Origin of the sequence: Nocardia sputorum, from assembly GCF_027924405.1 — a bacterium.
GTDB lineage: Bacteria > Actinomycetota > Actinomycetes > Mycobacteriales > Mycobacteriaceae > Nocardia > Nocardia sputorum.
The window spans coordinates 6,490,512-6,503,761 of record NZ_AP026978.1 but is presented as its reverse complement, the minus strand read 5'-3'; the positions used below and the strand labels follow the sequence as shown (position 1 = coordinate 6,503,761).

General features: G+C 70.2%; 13 protein-coding genes. 5 read left to right on the top strand and 8 right to left on the bottom strand.

What is annotated here, in order from left to right; genetic code table 11:
* Nucleotides 1-105: 105 nt before the first annotated feature.
* The 7 genes from QMG86_RS29325 to QMG86_RS29295 all read right to left on the bottom strand — a co-directional run bounded on the left by QMG86_RS29325 (nucleotide 106) and on the right by QMG86_RS29295 (nucleotide 8,113).
* On the bottom strand, nucleotides 106-1,407 hold the full coding sequence (locus QMG86_RS29325) for a hypothetical protein (protein ID WP_281876008.1): 1,302 nt from the start codon (nucleotides 1,405-1,407) through the stop codon (nucleotides 106-108).
* Nucleotides 1,408-1,531: 124 nt separating this feature from the next.
* A complete protein-coding gene (locus QMG86_RS29320; RefSeq protein ID WP_281876007.1) occupies nucleotides 1,532-3,745 on the bottom strand; it encodes an AAA family ATPase in 2,214 nt (737 codons plus the stop codon).
* Nucleotides 3,746-3,823: 78 nt separating this feature from the next.
* Nucleotides 3,824-4,264, bottom strand: a complete 441-nt coding sequence (locus tag QMG86_RS29315; protein ID WP_281876006.1) for a hypothetical protein — start codon at nucleotides 4,262-4,264, stop codon at nucleotides 3,824-3,826.
* Between the two features lie 72 nt (nucleotides 4,265-4,336).
* Nucleotides 4,337-4,690, bottom strand: coding sequence for a UBP-type zinc finger domain-containing protein (locus QMG86_RS29310; RefSeq protein ID WP_281876005.1), 354 nt, complete (start codon nucleotides 4,688-4,690; stop codon nucleotides 4,337-4,339).
* A complete protein-coding gene (locus QMG86_RS29305) occupies nucleotides 4,687-6,180 on the bottom strand; it encodes an ATP-binding protein (RefSeq protein ID WP_281876004.1) in 1,494 nt (497 codons plus the stop codon). Before QMG86_RS29305 ends, QMG86_RS29310 begins: the two co-directional genes overlap by 4 nt.
* 14 nt (nucleotides 6,181-6,194) lie before the next feature.
* Complete coding sequence (locus QMG86_RS29300) at nucleotides 6,195-7,862, bottom strand: NAD(P)/FAD-dependent oxidoreductase (RefSeq protein ID WP_281876003.1); 1,668 nt, start codon at nucleotides 7,860-7,862, stop codon at nucleotides 6,195-6,197.
* A gap of 53 nt (nucleotides 7,863-7,915) precedes the next feature.
* The gene (locus QMG86_RS29295) at nucleotides 7,916-8,113 is read right to left on the bottom strand and encodes a hypothetical protein (RefSeq protein WP_281876002.1); all 198 of its coding nucleotides are present in this window, start codon (nucleotides 8,111-8,113) and stop codon (nucleotides 7,916-7,918) included.
* Nucleotides 8,114-8,322: 209 nt separating this feature from the next.
* Between QMG86_RS29295 and QMG86_RS29290 the strand changes: the two genes are divergently transcribed.
* On the top strand, nucleotides 8,323-8,778 hold the full coding sequence (locus QMG86_RS29290; protein ID WP_281876001.1) for an SRPBCC family protein: 456 nt from the start codon (nucleotides 8,323-8,325) through the stop codon (nucleotides 8,776-8,778).
* Between the two features lie 99 nt (nucleotides 8,779-8,877).
* On the opposite strand, the gene QMG86_RS29285 is transcribed toward QMG86_RS29290, so the two are convergent.
* Nucleotides 8,878-9,906: a beta-ketoacyl-ACP synthase III gene (locus QMG86_RS29285; RefSeq protein ID WP_281875999.1), complete on the bottom strand. Its 1,029-nt coding sequence runs from the start codon at nucleotides 9,904-9,906 to the stop codon at nucleotides 8,878-8,880.
* 219 nt (nucleotides 9,907-10,125) lie between these two features.
* Between QMG86_RS29285 and QMG86_RS29280 the strand changes: the two genes are divergently transcribed.
* From QMG86_RS29280 to QMG86_RS29265, 4 genes are all read left to right on the top strand, one after another.
* Nucleotides 10,126-10,398, top strand: a complete 273-nt coding sequence (locus QMG86_RS29280) for a GlsB/YeaQ/YmgE family stress response membrane protein (RefSeq protein ID WP_063016203.1) — start codon at nucleotides 10,126-10,128, stop codon at nucleotides 10,396-10,398.
* Nucleotides 10,399-10,501: 103 nt separating this feature from the next.
* Nucleotides 10,502-11,230, top strand: coding sequence for a phosphatidylserine decarboxylase (locus tag QMG86_RS29275; RefSeq protein WP_281875998.1), 729 nt, complete (start codon nucleotides 10,502-10,504; stop codon nucleotides 11,228-11,230).
* On the top strand, nucleotides 11,230-12,174 hold the full coding sequence (locus QMG86_RS29270) for a CDP-alcohol phosphatidyltransferase family protein (RefSeq protein WP_281875997.1): 945 nt from the start codon (nucleotides 11,230-11,232) through the stop codon (nucleotides 12,172-12,174). The genes QMG86_RS29275 and QMG86_RS29270 overlap by 1 nt, the downstream gene beginning before the upstream one ends.
* 146 nt (nucleotides 12,175-12,320) lie before the next feature.
* Complete coding sequence (locus QMG86_RS29265; RefSeq protein ID WP_281875996.1) at nucleotides 12,321-13,247, top strand: RNA polymerase sigma-70 factor; 927 nt, start codon at nucleotides 12,321-12,323, stop codon at nucleotides 13,245-13,247.
* Nucleotides 13,248-13,250 lie beyond the last annotated feature (3 nt).

Genomic DNA, 13,250 nt, shown 5'->3' with positions numbered 1-13,250 from the left:
ACTCCGTCGAGTAGGGGCGGCGGGGTGTTCGGGACAAGCCTACGGAAAGGGTGCCTTTCTCGCGGAAGGGGCGCGTATGGCGTACGCCATCCGCGCGGACCCCTGCTATATGTCCGCTAATGATTCGCTTTCCGGCTGCCCATTCGGTTGCGCCTTGCTGCGCGGCCGCAATTTACGCAACATGACGAGCCCGAGAGCGCTCCCGACGACGATGGCCAGCGCGGTCCGGCCGGGCGTCGCGTCGTGCACCTCCACCTCTTCGCGCCAGTCCTTGACCCTGTCCGGCATCACCGACACCGCCGAGGGAAGGTAGAGCGCGGCGAGCGCGAGCACACCGCTGGGCGCGTAGTGCGGTCGCACCGTGCCGCAGCAGTAGCCCGCGGTCAACGCGATGACCCCACTGATCACGGCGAAGGCGACGGTGCTCGCCGACGTCGAGGTGACGAGGGCGAAGACCGAGATGCCCGCGAGGAGCAGGATGGCCAGCGCGGTCGACGGCATGCGGGCGCCGACGGCCAGTCCGGCCGCGGTCAGCGCGATTAGCACCGCGGAGGTCCAGCCGGGCCGGACCGCGTAACCCACGGCGTCGACCGCCGCGGTGAGGCTCACGGCCAGGTACATGCCGGTGCCGTCGCGGCCGGGTAGCAGCATGGCCGCCGCGGTCGCGCTGACGAGCGTTGCCGCGACGACGATGGCGATCTCGACCCCGTGACTCTCGGCGGGCAGTTTGCTGTACTGGCGGCCCAGCCATTCGGTGCCGGCCAGCACCACCAGCGCGAGCACCATGGCGGCGAGGATCGGCGTCACCGGCAGCGCGATCGCCATCCCCGGCGTCTTCGGCTCGTCGGTGCGCCTCCAGTTGTGCAAGGTGCTGATCACCAGCAGCGTCAGGGCCGCGCCGATCATCCAGCGCGTCGGCGTCTCCAGGACCGCGTACGGATCCGCGTTGATATTCAGCAGGCCCGCGAGATCGCCGAAGCCGAAGAACCCGACGCCGCCTATCGCGAACGCCGCGCCGGGCAGCGGGCGGCGCAGCGCCACCGCGCCCAACCCGCCGAGCAACACCGCGGCACAGATGGAGTCGATGTAGTTCTGCGTGGTCAGCATCTCCGCCGTGGGCCCACGGCGGCCGGCGAAGTGGTTGAGCAACTGGGCGAGGGCCGCGGCCGTCGCCGTCGCCCAGCCGGTCAACGGCCGCTTGGTGGTCGCCACCAGCACGGCGATCGCGACGGCGACGATCACGCCGAGCGCGGCGCTGCGCGGCACGCTGTTGAGCAGCCCGGCGATCCGGTACGAGGTGGACTGGCCTTTGGTGCTGACGCTGACCGGCAGGAACAGCGTGACGCCCGCGACCGCGGCTCCCGTGAAGGCCGTGATCGCGTCGACAATGTCGCCGACCCTGCGCACGGTTGTCGAACATACCCGGGGCGCGGGCGCGATCTTGTGATTGCCGACGATTCGCCCGAAAATGTCTCGGGTGCGAAATATGCGGCATAAGCCAATTTGCCGCACATTGGCTGAGTGAGGCCGCCTACCCGCGGCTTTCCGCGTACCGGCGCAGCGTGTCGATCTGAGCCGGGTCCAGCGACGGCCGTACCACCGCTTGGGCGGCCAGCACGTCGGCCCCGGTGACATCGGCGGCGTGCATGTCCCGCCGCATCGCCGCGAGGGCGGACTCGCGCAGCAGCGCCGCGCAGTCGGCGGCGGAATAGCCCTCCAGGTCGTCCGCGAGCGCGTCGAGGTCGACGTCGTCGGCCAGCGGCACCGCGCGGCCCGCGGTGCGCAGGATCTCCCGCCGGGCGGCGGCGTCCGGCGGCGGCACGAAGACGAGCCGTTCGAGCCTGCCCGGGCGCAGCAGCGCCGGATCGATCAGCTCCGGACGGTTGGTCGCGCCCAGCACCACCACATCGCGCAGCGGCTCCACACCGTCGAGTTCGGTGAGCAGCGCCGCGACCACTCGGTCGCCGACACCCGCGTCGGCGCTCTGCCCGCGGCGCGGCGCCAAGGCGTCCACCTCGTCCAGGAAGACCAGCGACGGCGCGGAATCGCGGGCGCGCTGGAACAATTCGCGTACCGCGCGCTCCGACGAGCCGACCCACCGGTCCAGCAGCTCCGCGCCCTTGACCGCGTGCACGCTGAGCTGACCGCTGCCGGCCAGCGCCCGCACCAGGAACGTCTTGCCGCAGCCGGGCGGGCCGTAGAGCAGCACCCCGCGCGGCGGCTCGATGCCGAGGCGGGCGAAGGAGTCGGGGTGACGCAACGGCCACAGCACCGCCTCGGTGAGCGCCTGTTTGGTGTCCGCCATGTCGCCGACGTCGTCGAGACTCAGGCTGCCGATGGCGAGTTCCTCCATGCCCGACCGCGACAGCGGCCGGATGACCTCGAGCGCGCCGAGCAGGTCGGGCTGGGTGAGCTGTGGCTCACCGTTCTCCCTGGCCCGCGATGCCGCGCGCAGCGCAGCCTCGCGGCACAGCGCCGCCAGGTCGGAGACCACGAACCCGGGGGTGCGCGCCGCGATCTCGTCGAGTTTCAGCTCCGCGGTCGGCACCCGGCGCAGCAGCTGTTCCAGCAGGGCCTTGCGGACGGCGGCGGTGGGCAGCGGCAGCGCGAGTTCGCGGTCGCACAGGTCCGGCGCCCGCAGGCGCTGGTCGATCCCGGCGGGGTGCGCCGTGGTCGCCAGGAACGCGACGCAGGGTTCGGCGATCGCGGCGCGCAACTGGTCCAGGATGAGCGTGGCGACCGGCTCGGCGTCGGCGGGCAGCAGCGCGTCGATATCGGTGATCAGCAGGACGCCGCCCTTGCCGCAGCCGATGTCGGCCACCGCCTCGGCGACCTCGCGCAGTCGCGCACCGCTCTCGGCCGCCCCGATGGTGGGGCCGTCCAGTTCCACCACGCGGCGCGGCGCGGCGACCGCGCGGGCCAGCGCTGCCTTGCCGACGCCGGCCGGGCCGGTGATCAGCACACCGAGGTGCGGTCGTGCACCCAGCGTGCGCAGCAATTCGGGTTCGTCGAGGGCGAGGCTGAGCCATTCGGTGAGCTTCGCGGCCTGGCTGCGCGCACCCGCCAGGTCTTCGACCGAGATGCTCGGTGTCTCGCCGGGCGGCGTGGTGCGGGTCGCCGCGACGCCGAGGGGCGCCTCGCCCGCCGCGAGCGACGCCACCGCCGAGGCCGGGGCGTCTTGCGCGGCGACCGCGCCCGCGCCCCACGCCACGGCGGTGTTCGGCTGCACGCTCACCGGGCCGCGCGGATCGGTGCCGGTGACGGTGAGCAACTCCGTGGTCCAGGCGATGCCGAAGGTGCGCGACAGTGCCTGGGTGGCGGCCGTGGAACTGATGTCGGGGCCGAGGTCGCGCGGCAGCAGGGAGACCGCGTCACCGACCGTGACGACCTTCCCGAGCAGCGCCTGCCGCAGCGTCGCGGCCGGAATCGTCCGGGTGGCGTGCACCGAGCCGCTCACCGTGATCTGCTTCGCGCCGTAGACGACCGCGGGAGAGATCACCACGGTCGCATCCTCGCGCAGCCCGGCGTTGGACAGCGTGACGTCGTCGAGCAGGGCGACTCCGGCGGGCGTGTCCGGATGGGCTACACCGACGACCGCGGCCGTGCGCCGGGAGCCGACCAGCATGATCCCGTCCCATTCGCGCAACCCCAGCGCGGTCAGCGCTTCCGGATGCAGCCGGACCACCCCGCGCCGGGCGTCGGCGGCCGAAGGATTCAGGCGGGCGGTGAGTGCCAGTTCTGCCACTGTGCCATTCTGCCGCGCGGGCCCGCCCTCGGTCACGGTTCGTCGTCCCGGAAGCAGCCGAGGACGACGAACCGCCGGTTATTTCTTCGTGATTCCGGTCGCGACCGCGACCGAGGTGTCGGCGACGCTCGGCGACAGGCACACCAGCTTGGCCGTGCCCAGCGCGACGTTCGGGCTGCCGTCGAACCGGCCACCCGGGTTCTCCGCCAGGATCTGCTCGATCAGCGCTTTCTCCTGGTCGCTGTCGAGCTTCCGGAACTCGCCGCAGGTGGTGCTGGACGCGGGACCGAGTGCGGAGTCGCGTTGTTTCGTCGTGGCCGGGGCGTCGGGGTCCGCCGGGGTGCTCGGCGCCGCGGTGCCGGGAGCGGTCGTGGTGCGCTCGGCCGAGGCGGACGTGGTCACGCCGGTCGAACCCTTGCGCAATCCGTTCGCGTCGGTGGACTCGTCCCCTCCGCCGCAGCCTGCCAGCAGGAAACCCACCGTCCCGGCGATCAGGACGATGGCGGATGTTCGTTTCATACCGTGCTTTCCCCGGGTGGATCGTGGTGCCGGAGGCCCGGCGTCCGCAGCAGCGTACCGGTTCTCCCGGGTTCAGTGGATGTGTGCCTGCCAATCCGCAGGCACCCGTTCACGCGGGCCGGGCACGCCTTGGTCCACCGGGTGACTGCGCGGTGGCGCCAATTCCGGTCCGCCGCTGTACATCTCCCCGGTCTCGAAGTTGTAGAACCAGTCCTCGCCCGGTTCGAAGCTCTGGATGAACGGATGACCGGTGCTCTCGGCGTGCGCGGTGGCGTGCTGCGCGGGCGAGGTGTCGCAGCAGCCGACGTGCCCGCACTGGGCGCAGCGGCGCAGATGCACCCACCAGCCGGCGTTCTGCTCGCACTCCTGGCAACCGGGGCCGCTCGGTGGTACCGCGGGGTCGATGCCCGCGAGTTGCTCGGTCATGACAACCCTTCCGTGTCGGTGGCGGCGACAGGCTCCTGGTCGGGGCGGTGCAGCGGCAGCCAGACGGTGAACTTGGTGTCGCCCGGCTCGGAGTCCACCCGGATGTCGCCGCTGTGTTTGTTGACCACGATGCGGAACGAGATGTCCAGCCCGAGGCCGGTGCCCTCGCCCATCGGCTTGGTGGTGAAGAACGGTTCGAAGATCCGGTTACGGGCCTCCGGTGCGATGCCCGGCCCGGTGTCGCCGATCTCCACGACCGCGCAGTCGTTCTCGTGCCTGGTGCGGATGGTCAGCGTACCCTCGCCGCTCATCGCGTACACCGCGTTGTCGATCAGGTTGGTCCACACCTGGTTGAGTTCGGCCGCGAAGCACGGCACCTGCGGCAGCGTACGGTCGTACTCCTTGACCACGCGCACGCCGTCGCCGATCTTGCGGCTGAGCATCACCAGCGTGCTGTCCAGCAGCTCGTGGATGTCGACCACCTGGAACGGCGCACGGTCCATCTGCGAGTACTGCTTCGCCGCCCCGACCAGCGAGGAGATGCGGGTCGTCGAGTCGGCGATCTCGTTCATCAGCAGCTCGGTCTCGATGGTGTAGTTCAGCCAGCGGATGGCCCCTTGGAACACCTGTTCCGGCGAGCCCTCCAGGGTGGCGGCCACCCGTTCCAGCCAGTCGGTGTCGAATCCGGCCTGCACGAAGTTCGGCGCGAGGTTCCATCCGTCGCCGATCCCGTGCTCCTCGAGCCATTCCCCGAGCAGATCCTCGCGGTCGGCGGCCTCCAGCGGCGTGAGTTCCGGCGCTTTCGCGACCTGGGCGGCCGCCTCCTCCTGCAGGCGCACCAACGCGCCCAACGACGACGGATCGAACTTGCCTTCCGCCATCATGGCGAGCTTGTGCCGCATGCCCGCGACCCGCTCGCGCAGGCCCGAGGTGGCGCGCACCGCGGCGGCGGCCGGGTTGTTCAACTCGTGGGTGAGGCCCGCCGACAGCGAACCGAGCGCCAGCAGCCGTTCCCGCTCGCCGATGCGCGCGTTGGTGTTGCGATTGCCGAAGAACACGCCTTCGAGCAGGTGCACGGCCATCGGGAACCACTCGCGCATCATCCGGGCGAAGACGTCGGCGTCCAGCACGTAGAACCGCGACGGACGTGTCACCTGCATCGTCCCGTTGTAGGTCTGCTCGACCTTGTCGCCGATGTAGGACATCCAGGCGCCCGCGTAGGCGCCGCGATGCTCGGTGCGCACCAGTTCGATCTCCGTGCCGCCGGACTGCTTGGTGAGCACCACCTCGCCGTCCATCAGCACGTAGAAGCAGGTGGCCGGATCGCCCTCGCGGAAGACCACGCCCGGTTCGATGGTCTCGATCCGCCCGTCGGCGCACAGCCACTCCAGCTGCTCGTCGTTCAGCTTCTCGAACAGGAACAGGCTGCGCAGTTCGGCGGGATCGCACACCGACCGGCTGCTGCGGTCCGCGGTCTGGTTGGAAGTCATCTGCGGTCTCCTGGTTACGCGAGGTAGCGGTGCACGAGCATGACGGCCATGGCGCCCTCGCCCACGGCGGAGGCGACGCGCTTGGCGGATTCGGCGTGCACGTCGCCCGCCACGAACACCCCGGGCACGCTGGTCTCGAGATGATGCGGTGGCCGGGACAGTTCCCAGCCGGAGGGGCGCGCGCCGTCGACCATCAGGTCCGGCCCGGCGAGCACGTAGCCGGCGCTGTCCCGGGTGACCACGCCGTCGAGCCAATCGGTCTGCGGCGCCGCGCCGATGAACAGGAACAGCCGCTCCGCGTCGGCCTTCTCCTCGGCGCCCGTCCGGTTGTCGCGCAGCACGATCTGTTGCAGGTGGTCGTCACCGTCGACGGCGACCACCTCGGTGTTGGTGTGCACCTCGATGTTCGGGATCTGCCCGATCTGCTGGATGAGGTAATGCGACATCGACTGTTCCAGCGAATCCGCCCGGACCACCAAGTGCACGGTGCGCGCGTTGCGGGACAGGAACACCGCGGCCTGGCCCGCGGAGTTCGCGCCGCCCACGATGTAGACCTCGTGATCGGCGCACTCCGACGCCTCGGTCATGGCCGAACCGTAGTAGACGCCGCGCCCGGTGAAGTCGTCGACGCCCGGCGCCGGGTGGCGGCGGTAGTCGACGCCGGTCGCGATGATCACGGTGTGCGCGCACAGGCGGCCGCCGTCGGCGAACCGCACGGTGCGCGCGGACCCGTTGACCTCCAGCCCGACCACCTCGCGCGTGGTGATCACCTCGGCGCCGAACTTCGCCGCCTGCCGCCGGGCCCGGTCGGCCAGCTGCGCGCCGGACAGGCCGTCGGGAAAACCGAGATAGTTCTCGATGCGCGAACTCTGTCCCGCCTGCCCGCCGGTGGCCGTCCGCTCGACCAGCACGGTGCGCAGCCCCTCGGACGCGCCGTAGACCGCCGCGCCCAGACCGGCGGGACCGCCGCCGACCACGATCAGGTCGTAGAACTCGCCCGCCGGATCGACGGTCAGGCCCACGTTCTGGGCCAGTTCGCTGTCGGAGGGCTGCACGAGCGCCTCGCCCGCGGAGGTGATCACCACCGGACAGCGGTCGGGGTCGGCCCCCGCCGCCTCCAGCAACCGCGCGCCCTCGGGCTCGTCGGCCAGGTACCACCGGTAAGGCAGCTGGTTGCGCGCGAGGAATTCGCGCAGCTGCGAGGACCGCGGCGACCACCGATTGCCGATCACCTTGGTCTCGGTGACGGGCCGATGCTCGCTGCTGCGCCAGGCGTCCAGCAGCCCGTCCAGCACCGGGTAGAGCTTCTCCTCCGGCGGGTCCCACGGTTTGAGCAGGTAGTGGTCCAGGTCGACGACGTTGATCGCGTCGATCGCGGCGTTGGTGTCGGCGTAGGCGGTCAGCAGCACGCGGCGTGCGTAGGGATGCAGGTCCATCGCCTGCTCCAGGAATTCGATGCCGTCCATGCCCGGCATCCGGTAGTCGGCGATCAAGACCGCGACGGGTTGCCCGCGCAGCTTCATCTCGCGCAACGCGTCGAGCGCCTGGGCTCCCGATTCCGCGCGCAGAATCCGGTAGTCGGCGCCGTAACGGCGCCGCAGGTCGCGCACGACCGCCCGGGAGACTCCCGGGTCGTCGTCGACGCTCAGGATGGCCGGTTTCGTAGCAGCGGGTGAAGTCACCTGACGAGTATGGAGCCTCGCGGGGCCGTCTGTCGTGGGCGTTCGCGCAGGGCTCAGAGCCGATGACGCAGGACGAGATCCAGCTCACTCGGGGTGAGCAGACGCTCCAGGCGTTCTTCCTGCGCGGCCGAACGGGCGTGCCGCGGGAATACCGACGTGCCGCGCGTTATTCGCCCGTCCTCGGGCTCGATGGCGGGAAGTAGCGGAACCCGGTCCGCCGGTCGCCGATGTAGCAGGGAGCGCAGTTTCACGGCCGATCACCTCACGTTGGGACGCCGAAATGTTGGAGGCAGTGTCTGTGCTTGATCTATCTGTTATTGTGCGCCGATCATTACAGCGGCCGGTGTACGAGTAGCGGAAATGTGACGCAACTGTCTTCCCGTCTAAGATGTGCGCGACTCGTTCCACCGCGCGGTCGGACGGATGACCGTCGGTCCGTCGCTCGATCTCGGAGGCAGCGTTGCCGAAAAATCTCGAAGCCAGCATCGACATCTCCGCACCTCCGGAGCGGGTCTGGGCGGTGGTCTCCGATCTGCGGCGGATGCCGGAGTTCAGCCCGCAGTGCGTGCGCATGGTGGCGCTCGGCTCGCTGAAGGCGGGTACCTGGACGCTCAATCTCAATCGTGACGGCAAGAAGTTCTGGCCGACCACCGCCCGTATCGTGCGGTTCGAGCCGAACCGGGCGTTCGCCTTCCGGGTCAACGAGAACCGGACGGTGTGGAGCTACACCTTGGAGCCCACCGAGTCCGGCACCCGGCTCATCGAACGGCGGGACGTGCCCAACGGCACGACCTGGTTCTCCCGCCGGGCGATCGATGCCGCGCTCGGCGGCGAGCTGCCGTTCGAGGAGGCGCTGGTGCGGGGCATGAACGAGACGCTCGGCAACATCAAGACGGCAGTCGAAGCGGGCGTCTGAGCCCGGTTCGCGGCACGCGCGTTCGACGCGGTGGTGGCACGGGAAGTCGTGCTCAGCACCGCGGCGAACGACCGCGCGCAACGGTGTTCTCCGGGCGGATTACTTCCAGTTGGGCAGGTTCACGACCTGAGCCGCGTAGGACAGGCCCGCGCCGAACGCGATGAGCAACGCCGTGTCGCCCGGCTTCGACTCGCCCTTGCGCAGCAGCGCCTCCATGGCCAGCGGGATCGAGGCGGCCGAGGTGTTGCCCGCTTCCTCGATGTCGTTGGCGAGCGCGCAGTGCTCGGGCAGCTTCAGCACCCGCGCCATGATCTCGATGATCCGGCCGTTGGCCTGGTGCGGGATCATCGCGTCCAGGTCTTCGGGGGACAGGCCCGCGCGGTCGATGGCGTCGCGGCACACCTTCTCCAGCGAGTGCGCGGCCCACCGGAATACGGCGGTGCCCTCCATGGCCAGGTAGGGCCGCACCGCGTCCAAGCCCTTCTCGTCGATCTCGTGGAAGTACTCCATCCAGTCCTTGTCCTGGCGGATGGCGTGGTGCTGGGTGCCGTCGGAGCCCCAGACGGTGGGTCCGATGCCCGGCTCGTCGGAGGGGCCGACGATCACCGCGCCTGCGCCGTCGGCGAAGAGGAAGGCGGTGGAGCGATCGGTCGGGTTGACCGTGTTGGTCAGTTTCTCCACGCCGATCACGAGGACATGGTGGGCGGTACCGGCCCGGACCAGGTCCGACGCCAGCGCGATCGAGTGGCAGAAGCCCGCGCAGCCGGCCGAGACGTCGAACGCGGCGGAGCCGTTCATGCCCAGTTCGGTGGCGATGCGCGGCGCGGCGGCCGGCGTCAGCAACAGATGGGTGGATGTAGCAACGATCACGCAATCGACTTGGTCGACGGCGATGCCGGACGATTCCAGCGCGCCACGCGCGGCGGCGACGCTCATGCTCTGAATCGTTTCGGAATCGTCGGCGAACCGCCGGGTCTTGATGCCCGACCTGGTCCTGATCCACTCGTCACTCGAGTTGATCGGACCCGCCACCTCGTCGTTGGTGACCACGCGAGCAGGGCGGTAAACGCCGAGCCCGAGGATCGCCGTGTGCTCAGCTCCGGTGGTCTGGGCGATTCGAGCAGCCATCTGCGTCTCCTATGTACCTGCGGCGGCGCCGCCGGGTTTCCCCGAAGCATCGAAATCGGTCCCTCATCAGCCACTGCCCATCAGCGGATAGACATGAGGCTTCCTCATATTAGCTTGAAAGTCGCTCATCTGCCGCGCGTATTCCGACAATCGGTGGGTATCACGTCCACGCACGCCACTGCTGTACGAGGCGTGGCCCAACTAGGATGCGAGGACACAATGCTCGGTCTCGGGATTATCGGATGGATCATCATCGGCGGTCTTGCCGGATGGATCGCCAGCAAGATCATGAAGACGGACGCCCAACAGGGCATCCTGCTCAATATCGTCGTCGGCATAGTCGGCGGTCTGCTCGGTGGGTTCCTGCTGAAGCTGCTCGGCGTCGACGTCGAGGGCGGCGGCCTCTGGTTCAGCTTCTTCACCTGCCTCGGCGGCGCGGTGATCCTGCTGTTCCTGGTTCGACTGGTCACGGGGGCCCGAGTCAGGTCGTGACCTCGCGTGCCACGGGCTCCTTTCCCGTAAGGTGTGAACGCTTGCGCCCGTCCTATCGTTGAAGAGGCGCGAACCGTTTGCATCGAGCACGAAAGAGGAGCCTGTGGCCCGCCGTCCCACCCCGCCCGGCACGCCTGAACGCACCGGAGTCGGCCACGTCGTCGACCTGGTCCGCAACGCGATCCCTCCGTTGCATCCCGCCGGGCTCCCGTTCGTCGCCGCGCCCTTGGCGGTCGCCGTCGTAGGCGGCAAGCGCAAATGGGTGCGGCGCACGGGATTGTTCGCCGCGGCGGCCTGCGCGACCTTCTTCCGCCACCCGCATCGCGTGCCGCCCAACCGGCCCGGCGTCGTCGTCGCCCCGGCCGACGGCGAGATCGCCTTGGTCGATTCCGCCGCTCCCCCCGCCGAACTGGGTCTCGGTGACGCGCCGCTGCCGCGGGTCAGCATCTTCCTGTCCGTCCTGGACGTCCACGTGCAGCGCACGCCGGTTTCCGGCATCGTGCGCGCGGTGCAGCACCAGCCCGGCCAATTCCGTTCCGCGGACCTGCCGGAGGCGAGTTCGGTCAACGAGCGCAACAGCATGCTGCTGGAGACCCCGGACGGCAGCCAGGTCGTGGTGGTGCAGATCGCCGGGCTGCTCGCGCGCCGGATCGTCTGCGACGCCCAGGTCGGCGACGTGCTGACCATCGCCGACACCTACGGCCTGATCCGCTTCGGCTCGCGGGTCGACACCTATTTCCCGGCGGGCACCGAACTGCTCGTACAGCCGGGCCAGCGCACCATCGGCGGCGAGACCGTGCTCGCCGTGCTCGGCTCACCCGCTGACGCCTGATGGAAGCGGCGGTACCCACCCAACGGCGCAGGCGGCGGAGCATCCGGCTGCTGCCCAGCATCGTGACCATCCTGGCGCTGTGCTCCGGGCTGTCGGCGGTGAAATTCGGCCTCGACGGCCAACTCGGCATCGCGCTGGCCATGATCGGCGCGGCGGCCGTGCTGGACACCCTCGACGGCAGACTGGCCAGGATGCTCGACGCCACCACGAAGATGGGCGCCGAACTGGACTCGCTGTCGGATGCCATCTCCTTCGGCGTCGCCCCGGCGCTGGTCCTGTACGTGACCCTGCTCAGCAGCAACAGCGTGGGCTGGATCGTCGCCCTGTTGTTCGCGGTCAGCCTCGTGCTACGGCTGGCCAGGTTCAACACCCTGATGGACGACGACACCCGGCCGGACTGGGCCCGGGAGTACTTCGTGGGTGTGCCCGCCCCGGCCGCCGCCCTCATCGCGATGGTGCCGGTGGCGTTGTTCGTGCAGTTCGGCGACGGCTGGTGGGTCGGCTTCTACGAGGTGGCGGCGTGGACGGTGTTCGCGGCCGCGCTGGCCGTCAGCACCATTCCGACGCTGGCGATGAAATCGGTGTCGGTCGCGCCGCAGGCGGCGGCCGGGCTGCTGGTGCTGGTCGCGCTGGCCGCGGCCGCGCTGGTCACCTATCCGATCGTGCTGCTGCTGGTGCTGGTCGCGCTGTACCTGGGCCACATCCCGTTCGCCTGGCATTCCCAGCGCTGGGTGGCCGCGCGTCCGGAGACTTGGACACACAAACCCGCCGAGCGGCGTGCGCAGCGACGTGCGGACCGGCGGCTGCCCGCCATCCGCCGTCCGGCCATCCGCCGTCCGGCCCTTCCGCGTCCGGCGATTCGTGGCTCCGCGCGTCTGCGGCTGCGCCGACCTGGGGCGAAGCAACGCCAGAACGGTGGTCACCCGCCGAGCGCGGAGCTCTAGCGCGAAGCTCTCGCGGCGGCTTCCGGACCGGCGGCTGCCGCGCCGTGTCGTCGGGTCGGGTCGTCGGATCGGCGCACCGGCGCCCTCGCGCCCTCCGCTGCGAGCGGTACGGTCATATCCGTCGGGCGGGTGGAGGAAGGGTGCGTATGGAGCCGGACGCATTGCGGGAATTCGAGGGGCATCGACCGCGGTTGTTCGCGCTCGCCTATCGAATGCTCGGCTCGGCCGGTGAGGCCGAGGACGCGGTGCAGGAGACGTATTTGCGGTGGGACGGGGCCGACCGCGGCGGTATCCGCTCCGCCGAGGCGTGGTTGACCACCGCGCTGGTGAATCTGTGCCGCACCTGGCTGGTTTCGGCGCGGGCCAGGCGGGAGAGCTACGTCGGGCCGTGGCTGCCCGAGCCGGTGCCGACCGCGCGCGGCGAGCTCGGCCCGCTGGAGACCGTCGAAGAGCGCGAACAGGTCTCCCTCGCGCTGCTGACCGCGCTGGAGCGGCTGGCCCCGGTCGAGCGCGCGGTCTTCGTGCTGCGCGAGGCATTCGGATACGCCCACCGCGAGATCGCCGACATGCTCGACGTCACCGAGGCGAACTCGCAGCAGATCTTCCGCCGGGCGAGCAGGCGCGTGCGAGAAGGCCGGGCCCGCTTCGGTATTCCGCCCGACCATGCCCGCGAACTGATCGAACGATTCCTGAAGGCGGCGCGCGACGGCGACATCGCGGCCCTGGAGCGGATGCTCGCCGCCGACGTGACCGCGACGGCCGACGGCGGCGGCAAGATCAACGCGGCGCGGCGGCCGATACACGGCGCGAATCACGTGGCGCGGTACCTGGCGGGCCTCATGCGCTGGGAGGTGCCGGGGATGCGGCTGCTCGTGGAAGAGGTCAACGGCGCGCCCGCCGCGGTCGCGCGGGTGGACGGCGCGCCGCTGCTCGTGGTGGGGATCGATGCGGCCGACGGCGTGGTCACCGCGCTGCGGCTGATCGTCAACCCGGACAAGCTGACCTATCTCGCAGCCGCGGGCGGGTCGGATGGCGTGGTGGGCGCAGCGGCGGACCGTCGCCGTCCGCTGTGACCG